Annotated in this window: 25 protein-coding genes; 10 read left to right on the top strand and 15 right to left on the bottom strand. The window is 60.5% G+C overall.

The features are described from left to right. Positions 1 to 11 precede the first annotated feature (11 nt). The 10 genes from NW839_RS06885 to NW839_RS06840 form a co-directional block, all read right to left on the bottom strand. Positions 12 to 323 (bottom strand): DUF6825 family protein, encoded by a 312-nt coding sequence (locus NW839_RS06885; RefSeq protein WP_414329408.1) that lies wholly within the window; start codon positions 321 to 323, stop codon positions 12 to 14. 142 nt (positions 324 to 465) lie between these two features. Next, positions 466 to 1191, bottom strand: a complete 726-nt coding sequence (locus NW839_RS06880) for a phycobilisome rod-core linker polypeptide (RefSeq protein ID WP_414349917.1) — start codon at positions 1189 to 1191, stop codon at positions 466 to 468. 58 nt (positions 1192 to 1249) lie between these two features. Then, positions 1250 to 1891 (bottom strand): HEAT repeat domain-containing protein, encoded by a 642-nt coding sequence (locus NW839_RS06875; protein WP_414349916.1) that lies wholly within the window; start codon positions 1889 to 1891, stop codon positions 1250 to 1252. A 64-nt stretch (positions 1892 to 1955) separates the two neighbouring features. After that, on the bottom strand, positions 1956 to 2726 hold the full coding sequence (locus tag NW839_RS06870; RefSeq protein WP_414349915.1) for a HEAT repeat domain-containing protein: 771 nt from the start codon (positions 2724 to 2726) through the stop codon (positions 1956 to 1958). Between the two features lie 73 nt (positions 2727 to 2799). Further along, the gene (locus NW839_RS06865; RefSeq protein ID WP_414349914.1) at positions 2800 to 3069 is read right to left on the bottom strand and encodes a phycobilisome linker polypeptide; all 270 of its coding nucleotides are present in this window, start codon (positions 3067 to 3069) and stop codon (positions 2800 to 2802) included. Positions 3070 to 3389: 320 nt separating this feature from the next. Then, positions 3390 to 3878, bottom strand: coding sequence for a phycocyanin subunit alpha (locus tag NW839_RS06860; protein ID WP_011432574.1), 489 nt, complete (start codon positions 3876 to 3878; stop codon positions 3390 to 3392). A gap of 140 nt (positions 3879 to 4018) precedes the next feature. Continuing rightward, complete coding sequence (locus NW839_RS06855; RefSeq protein ID WP_304411987.1) at positions 4019 to 4540, bottom strand: phycocyanin subunit beta; 522 nt, start codon at positions 4538 to 4540, stop codon at positions 4019 to 4021. Between the two features lie 391 nt (positions 4541 to 4931). After that, positions 4932 to 5747, bottom strand: coding sequence for a tryptophan synthase subunit alpha (gene trpA, locus NW839_RS06850; protein ID WP_414349913.1), 816 nt, complete (start codon positions 5745 to 5747; stop codon positions 4932 to 4934). A 61-nt stretch (positions 5748 to 5808) separates the two neighbouring features. Further along, the gene (locus NW839_RS06845; protein ID WP_414349912.1) at positions 5809 to 7224 is read right to left on the bottom strand and encodes an ABC transporter substrate-binding protein; all 1416 of its coding nucleotides are present in this window, start codon (positions 7222 to 7224) and stop codon (positions 5809 to 5811) included. Between the two features lie 131 nt (positions 7225 to 7355). After that, entirely contained in the window at positions 7356 to 7571 is a 216-nt protein-coding gene (locus NW839_RS06840; protein ID WP_011430147.1) for a hypothetical protein, read from the bottom strand. Positions 7572 to 7599: 28 nt separating this feature from the next. On the opposite strand from NW839_RS06840, the gene NW839_RS06835 reads away from it, so the two are divergent. Beyond that, positions 7600 to 8448 (top strand): class I SAM-dependent methyltransferase, encoded by an 849-nt coding sequence (locus NW839_RS06835; RefSeq protein WP_414349911.1) that lies wholly within the window; start codon positions 7600 to 7602, stop codon positions 8446 to 8448. Between the two features lie 8 nt (positions 8449 to 8456). On the opposite strand, the gene NW839_RS06830 is transcribed toward NW839_RS06835, so the two are convergent. After that, positions 8457 to 9245 (bottom strand): amino acid ABC transporter ATP-binding protein, encoded by a 789-nt coding sequence (locus tag NW839_RS06830; RefSeq protein WP_414349910.1) that lies wholly within the window; start codon positions 9243 to 9245, stop codon positions 8457 to 8459. A 281-nt stretch (positions 9246 to 9526) separates the two neighbouring features. Here NW839_RS06830 and NW839_RS06825 point away from each other — a divergent pair, with 281 nt between their 5' ends. From NW839_RS06825 to NW839_RS06785, 9 genes are all read left to right on the top strand, one after another. Further along, positions 9527 to 10546 (top strand): amino acid ABC transporter substrate-binding protein, encoded by a 1020-nt coding sequence (locus tag NW839_RS06825; protein ID WP_414349909.1) that lies wholly within the window; start codon positions 9527 to 9529, stop codon positions 10544 to 10546. 108 nt (positions 10547 to 10654) lie between these two features. Beyond that, on the top strand, positions 10655 to 11827 hold the full coding sequence (locus tag NW839_RS06820; protein WP_414380538.1) for an amino acid ABC transporter permease: 1173 nt from the start codon (positions 10655 to 10657) through the stop codon (positions 11825 to 11827). A gap of 3 nt (positions 11828 to 11830) precedes the next feature. Beyond that, a complete protein-coding gene (locus tag NW839_RS06815; RefSeq protein WP_414349907.1) occupies positions 11831 to 13036 on the top strand; it encodes an amino acid ABC transporter permease in 1206 nt (401 codons plus the stop codon). Between the two features lie 254 nt (positions 13037 to 13290). Then, entirely contained in the window at positions 13291 to 13977 is a 687-nt protein-coding gene (gene tatC, locus NW839_RS06810) for a twin-arginine translocase subunit TatC (protein ID WP_414349925.1), read from the top strand. After that, the gene (locus NW839_RS06805) at positions 13967 to 14581 is read left to right on the top strand and encodes a nucleotidyltransferase family protein (protein WP_414349906.1); all 615 of its coding nucleotides are present in this window, start codon (positions 13967 to 13969) and stop codon (positions 14579 to 14581) included. Before tatC ends, NW839_RS06805 begins: the two co-directional genes overlap by 11 nt. Continuing rightward, positions 14568 to 16016 carry an NAD(P)/FAD-dependent oxidoreductase gene (locus NW839_RS06800; RefSeq protein ID WP_414349905.1) on the top strand — a complete coding sequence of 483 codons (1449 nt, stop codon included), beginning with the start codon at positions 14568 to 14570 and terminating at the stop codon, positions 16014 to 16016. Before NW839_RS06805 ends, NW839_RS06800 begins: the two co-directional genes overlap by 14 nt. 106 nt (positions 16017 to 16122) lie before the next feature. Beyond that, positions 16123 to 16992, top strand: a complete 870-nt coding sequence (locus NW839_RS06795) for a DUF2993 domain-containing protein (RefSeq protein ID WP_414349904.1) — start codon at positions 16123 to 16125, stop codon at positions 16990 to 16992. A gap of 224 nt (positions 16993 to 17216) precedes the next feature. Further along, positions 17217 to 18812, top strand: a complete 1596-nt coding sequence (locus NW839_RS06790; protein WP_414349903.1) for a hypothetical protein — start codon at positions 17217 to 17219, stop codon at positions 18810 to 18812. Between the two features lie 78 nt (positions 18813 to 18890). Continuing rightward, positions 18891 to 19808 carry a methylenetetrahydrofolate reductase gene (locus tag NW839_RS06785; protein ID WP_414349902.1) on the top strand — a complete coding sequence of 306 codons (918 nt, stop codon included), beginning with the start codon at positions 18891 to 18893 and terminating at the stop codon, positions 19806 to 19808. On the opposite strand, the gene dapB is transcribed toward NW839_RS06785, so the two are convergent. The 4 genes from dapB to fusA form a co-directional block, all read right to left on the bottom strand. After that, positions 19805 to 20665 carry a 4-hydroxy-tetrahydrodipicolinate reductase gene (dapB, locus tag NW839_RS06780; protein WP_414349924.1) on the bottom strand — a complete coding sequence of 287 codons (861 nt, stop codon included), beginning with the start codon at positions 20663 to 20665 and terminating at the stop codon, positions 19805 to 19807. The two genes, NW839_RS06785 and dapB, sit on opposite strands and share 4 nt — an antisense overlap. A gap of 121 nt (positions 20666 to 20786) precedes the next feature. Beyond that, the gene (gene rpsJ / locus NW839_RS06775; protein WP_414328725.1) at positions 20787 to 21104 is read right to left on the bottom strand and encodes a 30S ribosomal protein S10; all 318 of its coding nucleotides are present in this window, start codon (positions 21102 to 21104) and stop codon (positions 20787 to 20789) included. A 124-nt stretch (positions 21105 to 21228) separates the two neighbouring features. After that, a complete protein-coding gene (tuf, locus tag NW839_RS06770; RefSeq protein WP_414343112.1) occupies positions 21229 to 22458 on the bottom strand; it encodes an elongation factor Tu in 1230 nt (409 codons plus the stop codon). 31 nt (positions 22459 to 22489) lie between these two features. Then, positions 22490 to 24613 carry an elongation factor G gene (fusA, locus tag NW839_RS06765; protein WP_011432555.1) on the bottom strand — a complete coding sequence of 708 codons (2124 nt, stop codon included), beginning with the start codon at positions 24611 to 24613 and terminating at the stop codon, positions 22490 to 22492. Positions 24614 to 24699 lie beyond the last annotated feature (86 nt).

Here is a 24699-nt window from a genome sequence, read left to right as displayed (position 1 = left end):
AAGGCTCGCGTTCAAGCGTTTCGACTCCGGTACTTCTGCAACTCGGAGCGCAACTGCGCCACTTCTGCCCGCAAGTCGTCCAGAGTTGCCTGCAGATCTTCTGTCTGGAAAGGAGGCGGCACCCTTTCCTGAGCGGCCACGGATGCTTCTGCCTCAGCTCGGGTCATGACATCCTGGGCAAAGGTTTGCCAGCCCTCCTGCAGCTCGGCCCACACCTTGCCCACTTCTCCGGCAATATCGGTGAGGGCGCTTTCCAAACGCTCCCGTAGGACATCCGCCACAGCCTTGCCGACAAAAAAAGCCCGCACAACCGGATTCTTCATGCGACCCAAGTGTTAAGAAGCATCACCAGGATTATAACGAATCTTGCCCCAGGCACAGCGGCAGGCCGACCCATCCGAACAGCCTCGGATCGATCGGCCCGGCAGAGCCCGCAAAGGGTTGTCCCCGGAAGCTTGCCCAGTCCTAGCGGCGGCTGGTGGTCATGTCCGGGATCTTCAGATCGAAGACGCTGATGTTTTGCCGCGCTGCCGGCTTGGGATTGAGCATGCGGGCCATGTTGAGGAAGTTTTCTGGATCCCCGGGTTTGGGAGGACGGGTGAGACGATAGGTGCGCACCACTTCCCGCGTCGAGCGCTTCACGCCGGAGACATCGCGCCAACGGGCTCCATAGCGGGGGGTTACCAGGTTGGCGGGCTTTTCCGACAGGCGACGGCGTTGGTAAGGCACCACATCGTCCCCAAAGGCGGCATTGTACTCTTCGCTATCCACCACAGCGTCGATGAAGCCATCTAGCCCCTTGGTGGCAACGATGATGGAGTACTTGATGCGCTCCTGTTGGCTGTAGGTGGGCCGACCCAAAAAGCGCTGGAAGGTGACCTCGATGAAGCGGTAGTTGTCGTTGGGAACCATGACCAGATCCCGGTACACCTCCGACTTGCCCAGGCCGCGCACAAACTCTTTGACCGAGATTGCCCCGTTGCGCAACTGGGACTCCAGAGCTTTTTGCCGATAACTCTCCAGCATCAGATGCTCGCTGAAGATCTGGCGATAGGCAGCGCGAATGATGTTGTCGATACCTGTCGGGTCGTCAGGACGGTAGACCGGCGGGGTTTCGTCGCTGGCTACAAAGTAGCGAGGCACCCGTTCATTTTGGGTGGTGGGGCGATCGGCAAGCAACGGAAGGGACATAGATGGTGCTCCTAAAAAAACGAGAAAAACTTAAGAAAAACACAGTGGGGCAGGGAAGCTAAGGCTCGGCAGCCAATTCCTGCCAGCTCATCTGGACGCGGAGAGGGATCAGAGGATCGGCATCTTCCAGGGCCATCTGGAGCGCAGCCTCGACTGAGGGGCGCAGAGATTGTTCACCCTGGCGAGCCAAGTCCGTCAGGGATCCAACGGCGGCGTAGCGGACTCCCCAATCGGCATCGGCAAGACATTGCCGCAACAGTTGCAAGGCTCGCTCTTGATCGAGCAAGGGCCGCTTGGCCGCCACTCGTCCTAGCCCACGGGTCGCCGCCCGCCGTACACTGGGGGCAAAGTCCGCCACAATGGCTTCTGCCAAAAAGGGGTAGGCATCCCCATGGCCAATGCGAGCCAAAGCCCGCACCGAATAGGCCCGCGCCCCGTAATCGAAACCGTCAATATGGCTCAGCAAGGGCTGCACCGCCGCCTCCCCAAAGCGCAGCACCTCCTCCAGAGCAGCCTCCCCAACTGCAGGGCGATTAAACCCAAAGGCGCGAATTAAGATGGGGATCCCTTCCACTTGGCCCAGAGCCCCCAGCGCCCTCACCACCCGCAACAATTCCTCAGGCGACGTGGCCTGCTCCAATTCTGCTGCCAGTTGAGCCACAGCAATGGGAAACGCTTGAGCAGCCGAGGCGGAGGACATAGGCAACGAATAGTCAAAGGTACACTTGAAACCGCTGATCAAAGGCACTGAGCCCCCCAGGATCCTAGAAGAGCTTCTCCAGTTGCGGCAGGATCACCGCCGTCACCTGAGCCAGCGGCACCCACCCCAACTGAAGCGCCACATCGAACAGCCGCTTCAGAGCATTGATGCGCAGGTTGAGAGCCACGTCGGCTGTGGCCAGCAGCGGCGCCCCCGCCACCCATCCCGATTCGGCCAGGTCGAACAAAGCGGCCTGTCGTAGGCTGGAGTTGGAGTGGGCCAGTAGCGCCACCAGGATTTGGGTCAGCTCCTCGGCTTGCGTAAAGCGATAGAGCACCCAAGCCGCTGCCGAACGCACCCGCTCAGAGGGATGGTTCAAAAAGGGCCGGATCGCTGCCTCAGCCTCGGTGGCCTGAAGCTGACCCAAGGCCTCGATAAGGGCTTCCCAGGGCTGATCCTGTTCGCGAGACTGCAACAGTGCCAGCAAGGGATCCACTGCTCGCTTGTCCCCCAATTGAGCCAAGGCATAGGCAGCCTCTTCCCGCACGTGGAAGTCAGTACAGGTGAGGGCCTCGATCAAACCGGGCACGGCCCGCACGTCCCCGATTTGCCCCAGGGCCTTGGCAGCATTGCGGCGCAGAGGATAGCCCCCCAAGGCGGTGCGATCCCGTTCATCCTGCAACGCCAAAAGCAGTGGCTCTACCCCACGTGGATCCCGAACTGTGCCCAAGTACCAGGCGGCATAGTAGCGATCTTGCAAGTCATCCCCTTGCAGCCGGGCTATCGCCTGCTCCCAGCTAAGCTGCTGTGGCAGCACCGCCGTGTTGGATGCCATACGAACCGTTGCAGAGCTGTTCATGACACCTGGGCAACCTTGCCGGTAACTTCAGTTAGCCGTCGAGCATCCCTTACTCAGCAGCACCGTTGTCCTGAGCAGGAGAGGCATTGGCTCCCGACAAGGCAGTGACCTGCACGATTTTGCCACCCATCCGCAGAATGCGCTGCATCTCGGCAGACAACCGACTGTAGGGGACGGTGGCGCTCAGGGTGCTGCGGCGAACTTTGGCAGAGGTGGCCAGAGCATCGGGAGGGTTGAGCAGGCCGGTGTACTCAACTCGGTAAACCCGGCTGCCGGCTTCTGTCAGAGCTTCAGGGCTGGTGGTGCTTTGACCGAACATCGCTTTCCCCAATTATTATCAGATTTCGTTTAGAGGACTGTCAGGGGCAACCAAGCGCCGGACAAGCTGTACCGGCTACTTTCGCGGGCCAGCCGCGTTGCCACCAGGCAATGTCTAGAACCCAGAGGTTAACTCCCCCAGACTAGAGAGCAGGCGACTAACCCAACTGGCTCAAAGGGAGCCGAGGCGCTAAGCCAACCTAGAAACAGGTGGAATAGACCTCTCTGGAGCCGCCGCCTGCTCTGGAGAGATACACACTTGGAAGACGAAGAAAGAGATCGTCCCCTCCCAACAAGCGGGGATCTTTGCCCTGGGATCCCTTAGCTGAGGGCGTTGATGGCGTAATCGAAGTAGATGGCAGCTTCGTTGGCCGCTTGGCCGCTCAGCATGCCCAGAGCGCGGCTCTTCATGTACTGCAGAGCCACGATGTACCAGCTCGGAGAGAGGTTAAAGGAGCGGTTCACTTCCCGCAGCCCGGCTACCAAGTATTCATCGAGGGGGCCGGTGCCACCCGCAACCAGGGAATAGGTGATGAAGCGGAGGTAGTAGCCGATGTCGCGGGCACACTTGGCCTGAAACACATCGCCGTGGCCCATTTCACCCGGCTGGGTCAAGTAAGGGAACCTCTTGAACACTTCCTGCACCGCTTCCCGCACCAGGGTTTGCTGATTGTTGGTTAGGACACGGGCCGCTTCCAGAGAAGCAGCAGCACGCTGGTAACGACCATTCACGGCCTGCAGCTCGCTGGCATTCAGAAAACGCCCTTGATTGTCAGCGGCAGCAATCGCTTCAGTGATGACGGTTTTCACCTTGCAACTCCTAAATTCATCAATTGTGTTGTTAACGAACATTCTGTAGGAAAGGCGGACTGGATCTCCACCTGCCTATCAGAAATGAAGGGATCTAACCGATCTAAAAAGGGACGACTAAGCCAGCTTCGACCCAAAGCTCAAACGATGGCGGCAGCAGCCTTATCGAAGTAGCTGGCCACTTCGCTTTGCAGCGCAGAGCAGTCGCCAGGGGTGATGCCTTTCGGATCCATGATCTTGGCCAGGGCTTCTTTCTTCATGGCAGCAATGCCGTTGGCCACAGAAGTGGTGGGCACCCCCAGAGCAATGTAGGTTTCCCGCAGGCCGTTCAGGCAGCGATCTTCCAGCACAGAGCTATCCCCGGCCAAGGTGGCATAGGTGATGTAGCGCAGGATGATCTCCATGTCCCGTAGGCAGGCAGCCATGCGGCGGTTGGTGTAGGCATTGCCGCCGGGAGCGATCAGATCTGGCTCTTGAGCAAACAAAGAGCGAGCTGCATTGGTTACGATTTGGGCGGCATTGCTGGTCATGCGGTTGACAGCATCTAGGCGCTTGTTGCCCTCTGCCACCAAAGCCGCCAAACGGTCAAAGTCTTGGTCACTTAAAAAGGCACCGCGTGCATCTGCCTGAGCGATCACCCGGGTAAAAGCATCTTGCATGATGGATCTCCTTCTGGTCTTTCCAAAAAGTGGTGAGCGACTGGCTGAACCTCCCAAAAGCCGAATCCCAAGCTTTTTTGCGGGATCCTCTTTGACCCCCAAAAATCAAGGATTCCGTGGCAGCAGACCCCCCACCGAACCCCTAAATTTTTAGATAGGTCAAGAACCTCTGCGACTTTCAGACAGCCGAGCATCCAGCCTAATTTTATATCGCGGGATGGATGAGTGTTTTGTGAAGATTTGCAAACCTACCAACCCCAAAATGTCTGCCTAGGCTGGGATCCCTGGACTATGGGGCGCAGCAGGGGGAAATGGGTCTGCGGGCTGGCTCACAAAATGTAAACATTTGTTTTGAGATGGAAGCAGTCTGAGTGGGCACCTTCCTGAACAGAAGTTAACACTCTGGAGTGGTCACCTCTTGCAGGGCCGCTTTGAGGGCTCGACAAAAGTGAGCTATTTGTTGCAGTCCTTCTTCAGGCGTGGGGGCTTTGGCCAGCCGTTGCACAAATGCGCTGCCCACAATCGCCGCATCTGCTCCCCAGAGAGCGATCTGGCGGGCCTGGTCGGGAGTGGAGATGCCGAAGCCCACCCCAATCGGCAGGGGGGTTTGTTGGCGCAGTTGCTGCAGCAAAGCCGGGATCCGCTTTTCCAGGGTGGCCCGTTCGCCGGTAACGCCGGTGGTGCTGACCAAGTAGACAAAGCCACTGGACTGCTGGGCAATGCGGCGCATGCGCTCCGGGGGGCTGGTAGGTGCCACCAGCAGGATGAGGTCGATCCCTTCGGCCTGGGCTGCTTGTCGCAGGGATCCCGCCTCTTCCAGAGGCAGATCGGGGACGACCAAGCCGGCACAGCCGGCCTGCCGCAGTTGATGCAGAAAGTTGGGGATGCCGAGCTGGTGGATGGGGTTGTAGTAGGTGAACAGGATCAGGGGGGCCTGCAGAGAGAGGCGGCGCAAGCCTTGTAGAATGGCGCCCAAAGTGACTCCCCGGCTGAGGGCGCGGGTGGCTGCCGCTTGGATCACCGGCCCATCCGCCAAGGGATCCGAGTAGGGTACCCCCAGCTCGATAAGATCGGCGCCGCTCTGATCCAGAACCTGCAAAGCCTCAAAGGTGGTTTCCAAGTTGGGATCCCCGGCGGTGAGGTAGGGGATGAGGGCTTTTTCGCCGCGGCTGCGCAGCGCTTGAAAGCAGGCTGTGATCCGAGTGGGCATGGGATCCATTCGATTCTGAGGAGATTGAGAGCATCCCCCACTGTAGCGTCTGCCGGGATCCCTAGGGGAGAGGCACAAAATCGTAGCCGGTACCGGAGCGGTTGCCGGGCTCAACCCGCACCAGCACATGGGGAGCATTGCGGTCGCCGGAGGGCAAGAAGCGCACTTCTCCGGAAGCGCCGTCCTGGAGGAGGAAGTTGGGATCCTGCAAACGGGCCAGCACAGCGTTGCGGCTGGTGGCTCCTTGGCTGAAAGCTTGCAAGAAAACCCGGGTGGCATCATAAGCCAGAGCGGTGCGCCAGCTCACCTGCCCTCCCCAGAGCTGGGCTGCCTTCTGGGCAAACTCGCGGTTGCGCGGCACCTGGGGATGCCAGGGTACCGCCACCACCAAGCCCTCTACCGCTGCTCCCCCTTCTTGCAATGTGGTGAGGCTGAAGAGCACATCGCCGCCCAGAAGAGCAAGGGGCTTACCAGCTACAGCGTTCTCGCGGGCTACGGCCAGCGCTTTTTCGGCTACGGAAGCCGTGGGAGCTAAAAAAGCTACCTGGGCTCCTTGGCCGACGGCCCTTTGCAGGCTGGCCTGGGGGTTGAAGTCCGAGGCTGATAGGTCGAACTCCGCCAGCACAATTCCCCCCTCGCTGGTCAGGGTGGAGGCAAAGGCATCGCGCAAGCTGGAGCTGTAGGCGCTGTTGGGGTTGTAGAAGATGGCCACCCTTTGCAGCCGCAACGTGTTGAGAGCATAACGGGCCAGTTGCGTGCCGGCCACTTGATCGGAGGGCACGGTGCGAAAAATGGCATCCCCCAGCATGCTGATGCGAGTGCTGGTGGAGGTGGAGGAGATCATCGCCAAGCCGGCAGGCTGATAAACCTCGGCTGCAGCCAGGGTGGCATCGCTGGTGTTATGGCCAATCACCCCCAAGATCTCAGGCTGCGCCACCAGGGCTTTGGCCACCGCTGCTGCTCGCTCAGGGTTATCGCCATCGTCGGCAATCACTACCCGCAGCAGCCGTCCTCCGATTCCCCCCTGTTGGAAAAGCTCCTCCTGAGCTTGCGCCACCCCGCGCAGGGTCTCTTTGGCGCGGTTGGGGTTGCTGGAGATGGGCACCACCACCGCCAGGCTCAAGGGACTGCCCTGCTGCTGGGCACGGGCATTGTTCAAGAAAATGCGAGCTTCCGGGTCGTTGCGGTTGCTTTGCAGCCCCATCTCCAACACCGGGATGGCTGCGCTGAGGTTACCTTGGCGCAACAGCTCTGCAGCGGCAACGGCAGCGGGACTGCTATCGGCAAACAAGGTGCGCTCGCCGCTGGTCAGGAGCAGATCTTGTGCTCCACCCCCCAACCCTGGCAGCGATACTGGCGGTAGAGAAATGCCTTCCGGCCAGCGAACATAGCCCGCCTGCCAAGCGCGATGACCGCCCCAGAGTAGCAATAGCCCCAAGGCAATGTAGACAATGGGTGGTGGAGACTTGGCAACCATATATAGAGAGAGAAAACGCTAGCTTTTGGCCAGCAAAGACACTGCTTGTATCCTCAGGAATCCTCAAAAGTCATCTTTCCAAGGATCTCTAAGGATCTCCGACTATGCATCAACATGAGTGCGGGAGTATGTCACGGATCGGGACGGTAGGAAGGGCTGTTGCGGTATTGGCGCTCTAGCTGCTCCACAATGGAAATGGGAACGGATGAGGTCTCGGAGGGCTCTTCTGGCGAGGTGCCGATCTGCGTCTCGGTCTCCACATTGAACTGCCGAGATGTTGCCCAAACCACTGCTGCAATCAGCAAAAGGACGATAGCGGCACCGTAAAGAAAGGCGACGATGGCCATCGGGTCAATGGTTTAGCTTTCCCCTTCCATGATAAAGGCTGTCGAGAATTACCCACTTCAGGATCCCTTAGAGCAAGCCCTATGGGACTGGCACCGAGGCCAGGCCAAGGGATCCCTGCTCTTGCATGCCTACGGCCTGGAGGGGATCCCGTTGGCGGAAGAGCCCCAGGTGGTCTCCCCAGAGGTGTTCTTCACCCAGGAGCTGCCGGAGGTGGAGGCCATGGCTTTGGATCTATGCCGCGGTCGGGTGCTGGACATCGGCGCCGGCACGGGCCGCCACAGCCTGCTGCTGCAGGAGGAAGGATTGGCCGTGGCTGCCTTGGATCGCTCCCCGGTGGCGTTGCAGATCATGGCAGAGCGGGGGGTGCGCTGCCGCATTGCCGCCGATCTTTTCCACTGGGCGGGGCCAGGAGAGCCCTTCGATACCCTACTCCTGCTGATGAACGGCGTCGGCTTGGCGGGATCCCTGTCGGGCTTGGAGCGTTTTTTGCGCCTGGCTCGCCACTGGGTTCAGCCCACTGGCCAGTTGCTCCTGGATTCCACCGATTTGAGCGATGCCAGCGACCTCGCAGATCTGCGGAATCTGCCGGCAGAAGAGGGAGGGCGTTTAGAAAACTTGGAAGATCCCTCTGGCAAGCTGGCCGCTCCTGCCCACCTCGAAGCAGGTGGCTCAGAAGATTGGCAGGAAGGGAGCGAGGCAAAAGCCAAGGTAGTGAACTTTGTAGCCGAGTACAACGGCCAGCGGGGGGATCCCTTTCCCTGGCTATTTGTAGATCCGGAAACCCTGCTGCAGTGTGCCCACGCCAACGGCTGGCAGGGGCAGATTGTCTATCAAGAGCCGGAGGGGGCTTTTCTGGCACGCCTCACCCCCTTCTGAAGGACTCGCTAGTGGGAAAGGATCTGGGATAAAAACAGGCGGGAGCGCTCTTCTTTCGGATTGCTGAAAAACTCTTGGGGGGTGTTTTCCTCCACGATCTTGCCGCGGTCGAAGAAGATAATCCGATCCGCCACCTCGCGGGCAAAGCCCATCTCGTGGGTTACACACACCATGGTCATCCCCGAGCGGGCCAACTCCCGCATCACGTCCAGCACCTCCTTGATCATCTCTGGATCCAAGGCCGAGGTGGGCTCATCGAAGAGCATCACCGCCGGATTCATGGCCAAGGCGCGGGCAATTGCCACCCGCTGCTGCTGCCCCCCCGAAAGCTGCCCCGGGTATTTTTCCGCTTGCTCGGCGATCCCCACCCGGCTCAGCAGTTCCATGGCCCGCTCTATCGCCTCACTTTTTTTCATCTTTTTCACGTGGATTGGGCCAAGGGTTACATTTTGCAAAACCGTGAGATGGGGGAACAGGTTGAACTGTTGAAAAACCATGCCCACTTCGCGGCGAATGGCATCGATGTTGCGCAGGTCGCTGGTCAGCTCAATGCCATCTACCACAATGCGCCCTCTCTGGTGTTCTTCTAAGCGGTTCAACGTGCGAATAAACGTGGACTTGCCCGAACCTGAAGGCCCACAGATCACCACCACCTCTCCGCGGCGGATGCGGGTGGTAATGCCCTTGAGGACGTGGAACTCGCCGTACCACTTGTGAACATCTTCGCATTGGATAATGTCAGCGCTGGCTGCACTTTGCGGAGAGAGTGAAGACCTTATGTGCGGGGATCCTTGCATGGGTGGGTGACTCCCTAAGTTTCACCAAAGCAGGCATGGGTACCATGGCAGAACTGGCCGAGCCACAACCGTAGCCTCTGCAACATTTCCATACGCCCTGACATGTAAGGCTTTGAGAAAATCGTAGGCGCCTATGGCAAACCATTCTATGGGGTGTGGGGTGTGGCAGGAGTGTAACCCGATGGCACGGTATCTCGGTTGAAGTGCCGTGTATGAACGACTGTTGACGACGAAGATCTTGAGGATTGACATGGGGTAATTTTATGAACTGGATAAAGCATTTGAACGGATTGGCTCCCTTGGCCGGGGCACTGGCGTTGTCTATGGGCCTGCAGTCCCTTCCCGCTTGGGCGCAGCTGGGGCCGCTCACCGACCGCATCAAGGCTCGGGGCGAGTTGATCTGTGGGGTAAACAACCAACTGCCCGGATTCGGCAACCTGGATGACCAAGGCAAGTATGTGGGTTTTGATATCGACATCTGCCGGGCAGTAGCTGCCGCTCTCTTTGGAGATCCGGACAAGGTTCGATACGTCTACCTGACGGCGGCCAATCGCCAGTCTGCGATTCAGTCGGGCGAGGTCGATATGATTAGCCGCAACACCACCTGGACCCTCACCCGGGATCGCGAGTGGGCGGTGACCTTCGGCCCCACCACCTACTACGACGGCCAAGGATTTATGGTGCGGAAGTCGCTGGGGGTGGAAAAGCTGGAAGACCTGAACGGGGCCACCATCTGTGTGATTGCCGGCACCACCACCGAGCTGAACTTGGCGGATACCTTCCGCGCCCGTGGCATTGCCTTTACGCCAGTAACCTTCGACGGCGATGATTCCTCTTTCAACGCCTACGAAGAGGGCCGTTGCGATGCCATCACCAGCGACCAAAGCGCCCTCATCTCCCGCCGGGCCAGCTTGGCTTCTCCTGATGACCACGTGATCTTGCCGGAGATCATTTCCAAAGAGCCCTTGGGGCCGCTGGTTCCCCACGGAGATGAGAGTTTCTCCGACATTATGAACTGGACGGTCTACGCCCTCTTCTATGCAGAAGAAAAGGGGATCACCAGCGCCAATGTGGAGGAGTTTCTCAAGTCGGAGGATCCCGACATTCGCCGCTTCTTGGGCCAGGAAGGCAACCTGGGAGAGCTGCTGGGCCTGAAGCCGGATTGGGTGGTCAATGTCATCAAGGCGGTGGGCAACTACGGCGAGATCTTCGACCGCCACCTGACCCCCTTGGGCGTGCCGCGGGGCTTGAACCAGCCCTACACCAAAGGCGGGATCCAGTACGCGCCGCCTTTCCGCTAATCGCAAATCCGGGAGCCATCGCCCCCCCTGGGACAGGGATCCCGGTTGGTCAGTACCGGCCGGGGATCCCCTATTCTCTGCTGTGCTCTGAATTTTTGCTTGCCCCGCATGACTTCTCTGTCCGACCAGTCCCACCTTCGCCCCCCCTGGTGGCGGGATGAGCGTATCCTGAAGCTCTTGCTGCAGGTGGCCTTTGTCGTGGCCGTGCTGCTGGTGTTCGGGATCCTCGCCCAAAATCTCCTCGCCAGCCTGCGCCGCCTGGGCATCAGTTTGGGCTTTCGCTTTCTGGGCAACTCCGCCAACTTTGGGATCACCGAGGGGCTGATCCCCTACGACCCCTCCGAGAGCTACCTGAAGGCGCTGGTGGTGGGGGCGGTGAACACCCTCTGGCTGTCCGCGGTCAGCATTGTGTTGGCGACGGCGATGGGCTTTGTCTTGGGGATCGCCCGCCTCTCCAGCAACTGGCTGGCCCGCCAGCTGGCCACCGTTGTTACCGAGATCTTTCGCAATGTCCCGGTGCTGCTGATCGTGATCTTCTGGTACCAGGGGGTGATCCTCACCCTGCCGGGGGTGCGCAACAGTCTCTCCATCGGCGGGCTTGTCTTTATCAACCAGCGGGGAGTGAAGCTGCCCGGGTTGGATCCCAGCGGCTGGCTGGTTCCCGCGCTGGCCATTGTAATCGCGGCTGGGTGGGGGATCCGCAAGCTGCTCCTAGTCTGCCGACCCGAGCTGGGATCCCTGCAGCGGAACCTGTGGGTGGCTGCGGGGGTGGTGCTGCTGGCGGTGGCCTGCTGGGTGCTCTTCCCAGAGCCGCCGGTGCGGCTGGATGTCCCGGTACTGGAGCGCTTTAACTTCCGGGGTGGGATCCAGCTTTCGGCGGAGTTTACCGCCATGATGCTGGGCTTGGTGACCTACACCGGCTGCTACATTGCCGAAGTGGTGCGGGGATCCTTTTTGGCGGTGCCGCGGGGGCAGTGGGAGGCGGCCCGGGCCGTCGGCCTGTCGGAGCTGGAAACCTTTCGCTTGGTGATTGTGCCCCAGGCCCTGCGGATCATGATCCCCTCCTTGAACACTCAGTATCTCACCTTGATTAAAAACTCCAGCTTGGCCATTGCCGTTGGCTTTTCCGATCTGTTCAACATCAGCAGCACCATCATCAACCAGTCGGGACGTTCGGTGGAGATGTTCGCCATCCTCATGGCCACCTACCTGACCTTTAACCTGGTGGTTTCCTACGGCATGAACTGGCTCAATGCCCGCGTCAAATTGGTGGAGCGCTAACCCATGCCCAGCAGTCTCTCCTCTCCCCTTGTAGAAGAAAAGGTACTCCCCCCCACGGAGAAACAAAGTCCGCTGGCTTGGGTGCGTCGCAACCTGTTTGACTCCTGGTTGAGCACCTTGCTCACCTTGGTCTCCGCCTTGGTGTTGGCCTGGGCAATTTCCCTGTTCTGGAACTGGGCGTTCACCCAAGCCCGCTGGGAAGTGATCCCGGCCAACCTGAAAATCTTTGCCAGCGGCACCTACCCCAGCAGCCAACTGTGGCGGGTGTGGGCGGTGTTGGGAATTGTGCTGGCCACCTTGGGGGTAGCGGGGGGGGCTTGGGGCGGTGTGCTGCTGCACTACCTCATTCTCTTGGGAGCTGCTATGGGCTTGGCCGCTTTCCTGCCTTTGGGAACCCAGTCGCAGGGGTGGCTGGCGGTTTGCTCTGGCGTCACTTTTGCCGCTATTGCCCTCAGTCGCGGACGGGAATCCTGGCGGCTGGCTTCCATCTGGGTTTGGGCCTTGATCTTGCCCCTCTGTCTGGAGCTGCTGCTGGGCAACCTGGGCCCCCCTTGGCCGGCAGTGCGAACCGAGCAACTGTCTGGACTGCTGCTGACCTTGATCTTGGCGGCAGCCGCCATGATCATCGGCTTTCCCATTGGGGTGTTGCTGGCGTTGGGCCGGGCCAATCGGGCGTTGCCGGTGATCCGGATCTTCTGCACGCTGGTGATCGAGCTGGTGCGGGGGGTGCCCCTGACCACCATTCTGTTTGCCGCCTGGCTGTTGGTGCCCTTCTTTCTGGGGGGGATCAGCGTCAACCTGATCATCAGGGCGGAGGTGGCCTTCATCTTGTTTACAGCCGTGTACGTGGCCGAGGACGTGCGGGGCGGCCTGCAGTCGATCCCGCTGGGCCAGCTGGAGGCGGCACGGGCGCTGGGCTTGAACCCCTTTCAAGTGACCGCTTTGGTGATTTTGCCCCAGGCACTGCGGGCAGCCGTTCCGGCGCTGGTGAACGAGTTCCTCACCCTCTTCAAAGACACGTCGCTGGTGTTCATTGTCGGCCTCATCGACCTGCTGCAGGCGGGGCGCGTGGTGTTCACCAACCCCAACTGGCTAGGCACCCAGCGGGAAGTGCTGTTTTTTATCGGCCTAATCTACTTCATCTGCTGTTTTGCCATGGCCTATGCCGCCCAGCAGGTGGAAAAGGCGCTGGGCTTGGGCAAGCGCTAGAAACTGCAACCGCTCCCCTTCCCAGTTTCATCTGCTCAGGCCCCGGGATCCCCTTAACAGGCCAGGGCTACATCCCCCTATAGCGGCTCGACAAGTGCTTTTCCCTGGAGAGGGGGCAGCGCTAAGATAGCGGGGAACGTCTCGTTACACCTTGGCCCATGACCCTTGCCTCTGAGACCGAATCCCCGGAGCAAGCCGCGGCGGCCCCTGAGTCTGGTCGGGTGCGGGATCCGGAGTTTCCCTACGAGGTCGAAATGACCTTGATGGAGCACTTGGAAGAGCTGCGCAGCCGCCTGTTGGCCAGCGTGATCGCGGTGGTGATCTGCATCATCGCTTGCTTTGCCGTGGTGAACCGCATTGTCGCCCTGCTGGAGGTGCCCGCGCAGGGGGTTACCTTTTTGCAACTGGCGCCGGGGGAGTATTTTTTCGTTTCTGTGAAGGTGGCGGCCTACTCGGGGTTATTGCTGGCCACACCCTTTTTGCTCTACCAAATTGCCCGCTTCGTCTTGCCGGGGCTGAGCGTGAAGGAGCGCAAGCTGCTGGGGCCGGTGGTGCTGGGATCCAGCCTTCTCTTTGTGGCCGGCTTGGTCTTTGCCTACTATCTCCTCATTCCGGCGGCGCTTAACTTTTTCATCCGCTACGGCGAAGGGGTGGTGGATCAGGCTTGGTCCATCGACCGCTACTTCGAGTTTGTGCTGCTGCTGCTGTTCAGCACCGGCCTGGCCTTTCAGGTGCCGATTTTGCAGGCGCTGCTGGGGGCGCTGGGGCTGGTGACTGCCGAGCAGATGTTCAAGGGCTGGCGCTATGTGGTTCTGGGCGCGGTGGTGGCGGGGGCCATTCTCACCCCTTCGACGGATCCCCTCACCCAGAGCCTTTTGGCCGGGGCTGTGACGTTTCTATATTTGTTTGGCATTCTGCTGGTGAAGCTCCTTGGCAAATGAGCCGAAGCTGCATGCGCTGATCTTGGCGGCTGGGTTTTCCACGCGGATGGGAGAGCCGAAAGCCTTTCTGCCCTGGAAAGACGGGCAAACCCTGCTCTCTTACCAGATTTTTCAGTGGCGACAGGCGGGGTTTCAACCCTGGGTGGTGCTGGGATCCCAGCATTTGGCGGCAGCCCAACCCCACTTGGCAGGGGCAGAGGTGCTGGTCAATCCGGCTCCTGAGCTGGGCAAGACCCACTCCATTCGGGTAGGGGTGGAAGGGATCCCTGCCGATTTTCAGGTGCTGGCCATTTCGGCGGTGGATCAGCCCCGCCCGGCGTGGATCTACCACAGCTTGCTGGAGTACCATCTGCGCCATCGCGCTTGGGTTACTGTGCCGGTGCATCGAGGGCGACGGGGGCACCCTACCCTGATCGACAGGCGCTTGCGGGAAAAGCTGTTGGATCTCCGAGAAGAAACCCTGGGCCTGCGCCGGTTGTTGCAGGATCTGGGCAGGCGGGTACAGGAGGTGGAGCTCTACACTCCTGAGATCTTCCTGGACTGCAATACCCCTGCCGATATGGAGGCCGCTGCTGCCGGTTGCGACAGCGTTGCCCAGGAGTGAGGGGATCCCCTTCAGCACTTGTCCTGCGACCGGTCGCCTCAGCGGTACCGAGCACTTCGGCGTTGCCCAGCAAGATGTTCTTCCCATTGCTCGTATGAGAAAGGGCCTTTATCCTGCCAGCACCTACGATCCTGCCTGCCCGGTCGGCAGCTACTGGGACAGCACGATAGCAGATCCCGGCTGGCGGCATCCGGCACCTTTGCAAGCGCAGGTGGGCGCGGAGGTGGTCATTGTGGGGGGAGGATTGACGGGGCTATCGACGGCCTTGCACCTGGCCCGCGACCACGGCATCCATGCTTGTCTGCTGGAGGCGGGATCCCTGGGTTGGGGGGCCTCGGGACGCAACGGTGGCTTTTGCGGGGTGGGGTCGAGCCACCTTACCCACACCCAGATGGTGCGGCGGGTGGGGCTGGCGGAGACGGAGCGCTACTACCGGGATCAATGGCAGGCGGTGGAAACCGTTCAGGAGCTGGCGGCCAGCGAGGGCTTCTCCCTAGAGGCTCAGGGACAGGGCTGCTATGCAGTGGCCCATCGTCCACAGGCATGGTCGGAGTTAGAGGCCGAGTACCAGATCTGTACTCAGGTGGCGGGCTACCCGGCCCAGCTCCTCAACCCCAAAGAGCTGCGGGAACGCGGCTTCAACAGCCAAGAGAACCACGGCGCTTTGCACATCGGGGTGGGGTTTGGCCTCAACCCCCTCAAGCTCACCCAAGGGCTGGCCCAAGCAGCCCACCGGTGGGGGGCGAAGCTGTACAGCGGCAGTCCGGTCACGGCCTGGGAAAAGGTGGGATCCCACCACTGCTGCCACACGCCGGGAGGAACGGTGCGCGCTCGGCACTTGGTCATCGCCACCAATGGCTACACCCCAGAGGCCCTGTATCCCCAACTGGCGGGATCCCTGTTGCCGGCACTGTCCAACATCCTGGTCACCCGACCTCTGACGCCTCAGGAGCAGAAAGCGCAAGGGTGGTGGGATCCGACGCCGCTCTACGACATGCGGCGGCTGCTGTTCTATTACCGTCTGCTGCCGGATGGGCGCCTGCTGTTTGGGGGACGGGGTGGCACCCGCGATACCCCGACGGAGCGACAGCAGTTGCGCACTTGGATGACTCGACAGCTCTATCGTCTTTTCCCTGCTTGGGAAGGGGTGGAGATCGAGTACGCCTGGAATGGACTGGTCTGCCTTTCTCGGCAGTTTCACCCCCATATTGGCCCTTCGCCGGCGGATCCCAGCCTGTGGTACGGCTTGGCCTATCACGGCAGCGGTGTGGCCACAGCAGTGTGGGCGGGCAAAATGCTGGCCCAGGAGATTGCCGGGATCCCTTCCCAGATGAGCGCTCTGTTTCGCCAGCCGCCCCGCTCTTTCCCTTTGCCCTGGCTACGGCTTCACTACCTGCGGCTGGGGTATCTTTGGTGGCAGTTGACGGATGGATAGCCTCTCCAAGTGTGCGGGGGATCCCTCTGTTCGGCGGAGAAGTCCTGCCCTAGTCTGGTCGTAGTTGGGTGGAAACCATCGCTTGTTGTTGCTCCCGAGGTATCCAGTGCTGCTCACGTCTTGCCATCGGCCCAGTCCAGATCCGTCTCCTCTCCAAACCCAATCGGCAACCTGTCGCCGCCAACGGCTCTCGCAAGCGGGGCAGCGGCTGGGGTTTGCTCTGCTGCTCAGCCTACCCACCATGTTTTGGCCTTGGCCCCCCGGATTTGCCCAGATTGCCGGATCCCTTCTCAGCCCCTTGGTGGCCGCTTGGATCCGTTCGGAGGTTCAGAGGGTCGATAACCTGCAGGTACAGATTGCCGGCTCCGACGCCCAGATTTTGAACGGGCAGATCCCTCAGGCCCAGGTGTCGGGAGACAACCTCAGCTATCAAGGCTTTCAGGTCAGCCATCTGCGGCTGCGGGGCCAGGATATTCGCCTCAATGTGGGCGAAGCCATCCAGGGACGGAGCCCGCTGCGGCTATTGGCCCCTGTGCCGGTGCAGGTGAGTTTACGCCTCACCGAGGAAGACCTGAACCGCACCCTTCAGGCTCCCCTCATCCAAGCCCAACTGGCCCAGGCCCAGGTGCAGTTGCCCGTTGGGGGCCAAGTGGTGCCCTTTCTCATCCGCCAGCCTCAGGTCACGCTGGAACAGGGTCGGCTGCGCATCCAGGCTAACCTGACCACTCCGGAAGGGGTGGAAGCGCCGGTGACGGTGCTGACCGGCCTAGAAGCCCAAGGCCCCAACCGGTTGCGGCTGGTCAATCCCCTCTGGGTGAGCGAAGGCCAAGAGATCCCCATCCCCGGCCTGGCCGATTTCCCCATTCAGTTGGATCCCGGCGTGCGCATCGACCGCTTGGAGTTGCAGCCCGGCCAAATCCTCTACGAAGGGATCCTGACCATTTACCCAGAAGTCGCAACCGTGCCGCAGGGATAGTTCGCCTGGGCAGGACGGAGACCTTTCCCGTTCAGCAACGGGTGTGATCGGGATCAATCTCAAAGGGTGTGCCTCTGGGCGAGGATCCCTCTAGCAACCGGAGGGAAAGGGATCTTGCTGGCCGTTTGCGTTGGTGCCCCGTCGGGAACCGCACCGTCCACAAGACGAGAGCGGCATCGACTCCCTTCGGTAGCCGGGCAGGAGTGGTGTATTGAGGTGAGATCATGATCCAGCCATCCAACTGCAAACTCGACCCCTGGGTCGCGGTAGCGGTGCGGAGCACTTGCGGCTGGGCGCTGCTGCTGATTTTGTCGGTTGGTTTTTTGGGGGGATGTGCTGGCGACCCGGTTTCTACAGTCCCTCTGGATGGCGCTGCTGTCGGCACGCGGACGGCCACTCCCGAAGGCCGATCCTTTTCCGATATTCAGCCTGGTCGGGAGCCCCGTCTGAAACACCTTTGGGCCAGTTTTGTCATCACTGCTGAGCAACTGCAATCCGCCCGCGAGGCTTCTGTCTCTCTCCATCCGCAGGCCATTTTTCCCTGCACCGACTGCGAAAGCCTGCCGGGATCCCCGCCCCCCACTGCTTCCCCCGCTCCAGGCACCTACCGATCTGACCAGCTCACCTTCTCCTTCCGGGTTGAGCCCAATGAGACGTCCACCCGCCTCAGGGGTAGCTTTCACCTGGATACCACCACGCCTCTGATCCACCCCGGCGCAGGGGTGCGCTTGGTAATCCAACGGGCTTTCTGGGGGGAAGACCCGCTGGAACCGCTGCCACCTCCCCAGGACTTTCACACCCAGCAGATCATCCGAGGCCAGTTCCAGGAGCGCAGTTGGATCCTCCCTTTCTCCCTGCCGCATCCCCCTGCCGGTGAGGTCTTGCCGCCGCTGCGGCTGGAGGTTGTTCTCACCTCGCCAATCCCACCCGATTCCGCCCCCTTTCTGCGGGGTAGGCCGCTGCCGCCACCTCCGGGTCGGCTGTATCACGGGGTCGCTTGGCCGGGCATTCCCACTTGGGATCAGCTCTTGTCCTATCGCCAGGCCATCGGTCAACCCCCCGCCTGGGCAGCCGTGGATCACCTCTGGGATCCCCGCCAGGACTTTCCACAGCAGTTGGCCAGTCGCCTGCGGGAAAGCGGCTCAGTCCCCTACCTGCGCCTGCGGCTAGATCCAGCCCAACTTTCTGCCTTGGCCAATGGGGATCACGATGAGACCTTGCGCTCTTGGGCCCGCGGGATCCAGCGCTTTGCCACCCCCATCATCCTGGCCGTCGTTGTTGGCGACGGGGATCCCGAACGCGCTCGCGGTAGCGGTGGGGAGCCCTTTGGTGGGACGGAGTCCTCGCTGCAACAACGGGCTTACCAACACCTGATGCAAACCCTGCGCTCTGTTCGCGTTAGCGGGACGGAGTCCCCGGCCAATTTGCTCTGGGTGGTGGAGCTGGACGGAGAAGATGCCAAGGCCGTGTCCACCTGGGCTAACTTCCCTGGGATGGACTGGCTGAGCCTACAGGTAACGGGGGATCCCGCCGCTTTTGAACCGCTGTACCGCCGCCTTGAGGCCCTCAACCCGGAAGTGCCTGTGGTGATCCGCGGGCCAGCCCTGGGCTCGGAAGCCTCTCAACCTCTGCTGGCAGCCCTAGAGGCCCAACGCTGGCCTCAGGTGATCGGCTGGAGCTGGGCCTTGAGCGGGGACGGGATCCCTCCTGCAGCCGCACAAGATTGGCGGCAGCATCTGCAACAGGGGGATCCCCAGATATGGCTGGGGGAAATGCGGGTGCAGCCCCCGCCCAGCCCCCTTCCCTCGCCCAAGCTCTGAGAAAGGACGACCTGTCTGGAAAAACCTCCTGGAAAAGTCGATAATAGGCCAGCCCGTTTTACCCTTTCTGCCGAAATTGTGGCCCTGATCCCCTCATCACCTCCCCTGTCCCGCTTCGCCCAGGCCATCCAGCGGGGGGAATTTCTGCTCACCGCCGAGATCACCCCCCCCAAGGGATCCGACACCAGCACCCTGCTGTCTCTGGCCCAGCAGCTCAAGGGGCGGGTGCATGCCATCAACATTACGGACTCCAACCGAGCCATGGCCCGCATGAGCCCGTTGGCAGCTTCGCTGCTGTTGCATCAGGCAGGCGTTGAACCGATCCTGCAGTTGGCCTGTCGGGATCGCAACCGCCTGGCCCTCCAGGGGGATCTGTTGGGGGCCTCAGCTCTCGGCCTGCGCAATGTGTTGGCCCTCACCGGGGATCCCATCCACATCGGCGATTGCCCCGATGCCCGCCCCGTATTCGATCTGGAGTCGGTGCGCTTGCTGCAGCTTATCCAACGGCTGAACAATGGCCTCGATTGCAACGGCAAACCTCTCCCGGATGGGGGCACGCATCTGTTGCCGGGGGCAGCAGTAGAACCCCAATCGGGCAGCTTTTCCGGCCTGGAGCGGCGCTTCCACCGCAAGCTGGAAAACGGGGCCCAATTTTTCCAGAGCCAGATGGTCACCGACTTTGAGCAGCTGGAGCGCTTCATGGATAAGTTGGGCCGTCCCGCCGGCAAGCCCATTTTGGCCGGCATCTTTTTGCTCAAGTCGGCCAAAAATGCCGAGTTTATCAACCGCAACCTGCCAGGAGTGAAGATCCCAGACGGGATCATCCGGCGGCTGGCCAACGCCGCCCACCCCCTCGAAGAAGGGATCCGCATTGCCGCCGAACAGGTGCGTCAGGCCCGCCAGATCTGCCATGGGGTGCATCTGATGGCCGTCAAAGCCGAGCACCTCATCCCCCGCATTCTGGATGAGGCCGGGATCCCTCCCCTGACCCACTAGCTCAAGACCTGCTCCAGCCCGTAGACCAAACCTTGAAGCTGCAGCACCTTGCGGATCCCCAGGATCACCCCCGGCATAAAAGCTATCCGATCGGTGGTGTCGTGTCTCAAGGTGAGGGTTTGCCCCATCCCACCAAAAATGACCTCCTGATGGGCGATCAACCCCGGCAGACGAACGCTGTGAATGGGAATGTTGGGGCCAGAGAGCCCTCCCCGCGCACCGGGGATCAGCTCTTTTTCTTCCACTGAGGACTCCGTCCCGCTGTCGCGAACGGGCGGGTTAAAGGTTTTGCCCAATTGTCCCAGCCGTTGGGCCGTCTGTAGAGCCGTGCCGCTGGGGGCATCCGCTTTGCGGTTGTGGTGCAGCTCGATGATCTCAACGTGGTCAAAATACTGCGCCGCCTGCAGGGCCATCTGCTGCAGCAAAATCATGCCGATGGCGAAATTGGGCGCGATTAAACAGCCCACACCCGACTTGTCCGCCAGATCCCGCAGCCGCTCCACCTGCTCCGGCGTCAGGCCCGTCGTCCCCACCACCGGACGCACGCCAAAGGCAATGGCCGAGCGAACATGTTCAAATGCCGACCGAGGATGGGTAAAATCCACCATCACGCCGCGGTTGCTGCGCTGCGACAACCTCAGCAACTGCCCCGGCAGGTCGTCGGTAATCTCCACCCCCAGGGATCCCAGGCCCAGCACCTCGCCAATATCCGAGCCCAATTGCGAGCGGGCCACCGCCCCCACCAACCTCATGTCGGGCGTCTGGGCAACGGCTCGCACCACCTCCCGCCCCATTTTGCCCAGGGCCCCCACCACCAAAACCGGGATGGGGGATTGGGCCGCTCCTGGAGTTGCCAACCCCTGAGAGGGGTCTGCACCACTATCGCGATCGACCGGATCAACCGATGTTGTCACCCGCTGCTGCCCTCATCCAAGCTCTACGAAATGACTGCGAAAGCGGGGGATCCCTGCAGATCCATCACAGCTTCACCTCGATATCTACCCCTGCTGGCAGATCCAGCTTCATGAGAGCATCGATGGTTTTGGAAGAGGGGGAATAGATGTCGATAATGCGCCGGTGGGTGCGGGTTTCAAAATGTTCCCGCGAGTCCTTGTCGGTGTGGGGGGAGCGCAGCACACAGTAGATGCGGCGCCGAGTAGGCAAAGGAATCGGGCCAACCGGCACGGCGTCGGTACGACGAGCCGTATCCACGATTTTGTCGCAGGAAGTATCCAGCAGCCGATGATCGTAAGCCTTCAGGCGGATACGAATTTTCTGTTGAGTCAAGGTAGGCATGGCCGGAGAGCAATCCAGAAAAAGGGGGACTCAAAAAAGCTGGCAGGGAAAGTGCTCCGCGCCACTATCGCAACTGAGTTGGTCTGGGGCCGTCGGCACTCAATCCCTGCCAGGAAAAAGCAGCTTACTTCAGGATCTTGGAGACAACACCCGCTCCGACAGTACGGCCACCCTCGCGGATAGCAAAGCGCATCCCCTGCTCAATGGCGATGGGCTGGATCAGCTCCACCGTCATCTTAACGCGGTCACCAGGCATCACCATCTCTGGCTGGGATCCGTCATCAGCCGTAAAGGAAGAGATGGTGCCGGTTACATCGGTGGTGCGCACATAGAACTGAGGACGATAGCCGGCGAAGAACGGCGTGTGGCGACCTCCTTCCTCTTTCTTGAGGACATACACCTCAGACTCGAAGCTGGTGTGAGGAGTAATGGTCTTGGGCTTGGCCAGCACCATGCCGCGCTCCACTTCGTTCTTCTGAATGCCCCGCAACAGCACACCAACGTTGTCGCCGGCAATCCCTTCGTCGAGGGTTTTCTGGAACATCTCCAGGCCGGTAACGGTGGTAGAGCGAGTTTCTCGCAGGCCCACCAGTTCCACCGTTTCGCCCACTTTGATGCGGCCCCGCTCGATCCGGCCCGTGGCCACCGTGCCCCGACCAGTAATCGAGAAGACATCCTCCACAGCCATCAGGAAGGGCTTGTCCACATCCCGCTCAGGCGTGGGAATGTAGGAGTCCACCGCATCCATCAGCTCATAAATTTTGTCCACCCAAGGATCTTCGCCCCGCTGGGTTTTGGGGTTGGCGGTCATCCGTTCCAGAGCTTTCAGCGCCGATCCTCTGATGATGGGAACGTCGTCGCCGGGGAAGTCGTATTTGGAGAGAAGTTCCCGCACTTCCAGCTCCACCAACTCCAGCAGCTCTGGATCGTCCACCATGTCTGCCTTGTTCAGAAAGACCACCAAGCTGGGCACCCCTACCTGACGGGCCAACAGGATGTGCTCCCGTGTTTGGGGCATGGGACCATCAGCTGCAGACACCACCAAGATGGCCCCATCCATCTGAGCCGCGCCTGTGATCATGTTCTTCACGTAGTCGGCGTGGCCGGGACAATCCACGTGGGCGTAGTGACGGTTGGCAGTCTGATACTCGACGTGGGCGGTGTTGATGGTAATGCCGCGAGCTTTTTCCTCTGGCGCTGCGTCGATTTCATCGTACCGCTTGGCTGTAGCCTGGCCCAAAGCGGCCAAGGTGGTGGTGATGGCAGCCGTCAGGGTGGTCTTGCCGTGGTCAACATGGCCGATGGTGCCAACGTTGACATGGGGTTTGGTGCGTTCAAACTTAGCGCGTGCCATGAATCGTCACTTCCTTTTTGGTTTCAGTCAGCTACTCATTTCCTTTGTTTTTGGCAATGATGGCTTCGGCGATACTGCGAGGAACTTCCTCGTAGTGGCTGAACTCCATCGTGAAGGTGCCTCGACCCTGGGTTTTGGAGCGAATGTCGGTGGCATAGCCAAACATCTCCGCCAAGGGAACTTTGGCATTGACTTTGGTAATGCCGCCTTCTGTATTCATCCCCTCCATCTGGCCGCGGCGGGCGTTGATGTCCCCGATGACATCCCCCACAAAGGCTTCAGGGACTTCCACTTCGACCTTCATCATCGGCTCCAGCAGGGTAGGGCTTGCCCTGCGAGCGGCCTCCTTCAGAGCCATCGAACCGGCGATCTTGAAGGCCATTTCGCTGGAGTCCACCTCGTGGTAGGAGCCATCCACCAGGGTGGCGCGGATGTCAATCAGGGGATAGCCCGCCAGCACACCGGATTCGCAGGCTTCTCGGATCCCTTGCTCGGCTGGCCCAATGTATTCTTTAGGCACAACGCCACCCACAATCTTGGAAACGAACTCAAATCCTGTACCCGGCTCCGCCGGCTCTAGGTCGATAACCACATGGCCGTACTGGCCGCGGCCACCACTCTGGCGAACAAACTTGCCTTCCACGCGGCTAACCGGCTTGCGAATGGTTTCGCGGTAGGCCACCTGTGGGTTGCCAACATTGGCTTCTACGTTGAACTCCCGCAGCATCCGATCCACCAAGATCTCCAGGTGCAGCTCGCCCATCCCAGAGATGATGGTTTGATTGGTCTCGGGATCCACAGACACGCGGAAGGTGGGATCCTCCTTGGCCAGGGCCTGCAGGGCCTTGGAGAGCTTATCGATATCGGCTTTGGTTTTGGGTTCTACCGCTACTGAGATCACCGGCTCTGGGATAAACAGAGACTCCAGGATCACCGGCGCATTTTCGTCGCAGAGGGTGTCTCCGGTGGTGGTGTCCTTGAGGCCCACCACAGCTCCCAGATCTCCTGCCCGCAGCTCATCCACGTCCAAGCGTTCATCGGCCTTCAGCACCACCAACCGCGAAATTCGCTCCTTCTTGTTCTTGGTGGAGTTGAGCACATAAGTACCTTTGGTCAACACCCCCGAGTAGACGCGAATAAAGGTGAGATCCCCGTACTTATCACTCATCAACTTGAAGGCCAGGGCGGAGAAGGGCTCATCGTCGCTGGCACGGCGGGACACTTCTGAACCATCTGGCAGCACCCCCTTGATGGCCGGAATATCCACAGGCGAGGGCAGGTAATCCACCACCGCATCCAGCAGCATCTGGACTCCCTTGTTCTTGAAGGCAGAGCCACACAGCATGGGCACAATTTGGCCGCTGATCGTGCCTTTGCGCAGACCCGCCATCAAGTCGGCTTCGCTCAGATCTTCTTCGGCGAAGTACTTTTCCATCAGAGCTTCGTCCGTCTCGGCCACTGCTTCCACCAGCTTGGCCCGATACTCTGCCACGAGATCTTTCATCTCCTCAGGGATGGGGGCCGGACGAATGTCTTTGCCGATCTCATCCATATAAATGCGGGCTTGCATCCGCACCAAGTCAACAATGCCGCAAAACCCGTCTTCGGCACCGATGGGCAGTTGGATGGGCACAGCATTGGCCTTGAGGCGCTCCCGGATCTGGTTGTAAACCTTGAGGAAATTGGCCCCCATGCGATCCATTTTGTTGACGAAGGCAATGCGGGGCACATTGTAACGATTGGCTTGCCGCCAGACGGTCTCAGACTGAGGCTGCACGCCGCCCACCGAGTCAAAGACGGCGATCACCCCATCCAGCACCCGCATGGAGCGCTCAACTTCGATGGTGAAATCGACGTGCCCAGGAGTATCGATGATGTTGATGGTGTACTCCGGTGCGCCGGAGAGGGGCTGGGAAGGATTTGCGGGATCCCGCTTAGTCCAACGGGTGGTGATGGCCGCAGCGGTGATGGTGATGCCCCGCTCCCGCTCCTGGGCCATCCAATCGGTGACCGCAGTTCCGTCGTGAACTTCGCCAATTTTGTGCACCAGACCGGAGTAGAAGAGAATCCGCTCTGTGGTCGTGGTCTTGCCAGCATCGATGTGAGCCGCGATGCCGATGTTTCGGACTCGTTCTAGGGGAACTGTGCGTGCCACGTCAACCTCCCAATCCTCGTCGCCCTGCGACTTGGGCAAACTAAAAAATCCTTTACAATTCTAATCTTTTTTGCCGATTTTTCTCC

The sequence above is a fragment of the Synechococcus sp. R5-15 genome, assembly GCF_047462035.1.
Lineage (GTDB): Bacteria > Cyanobacteriota > Cyanobacteriia > Thermostichales > Thermostichaceae > Thermostichus.
Note: the sequence above shows the minus strand (reverse complement) of the source record. Positions and strands in the feature narration are given on the sequence as shown.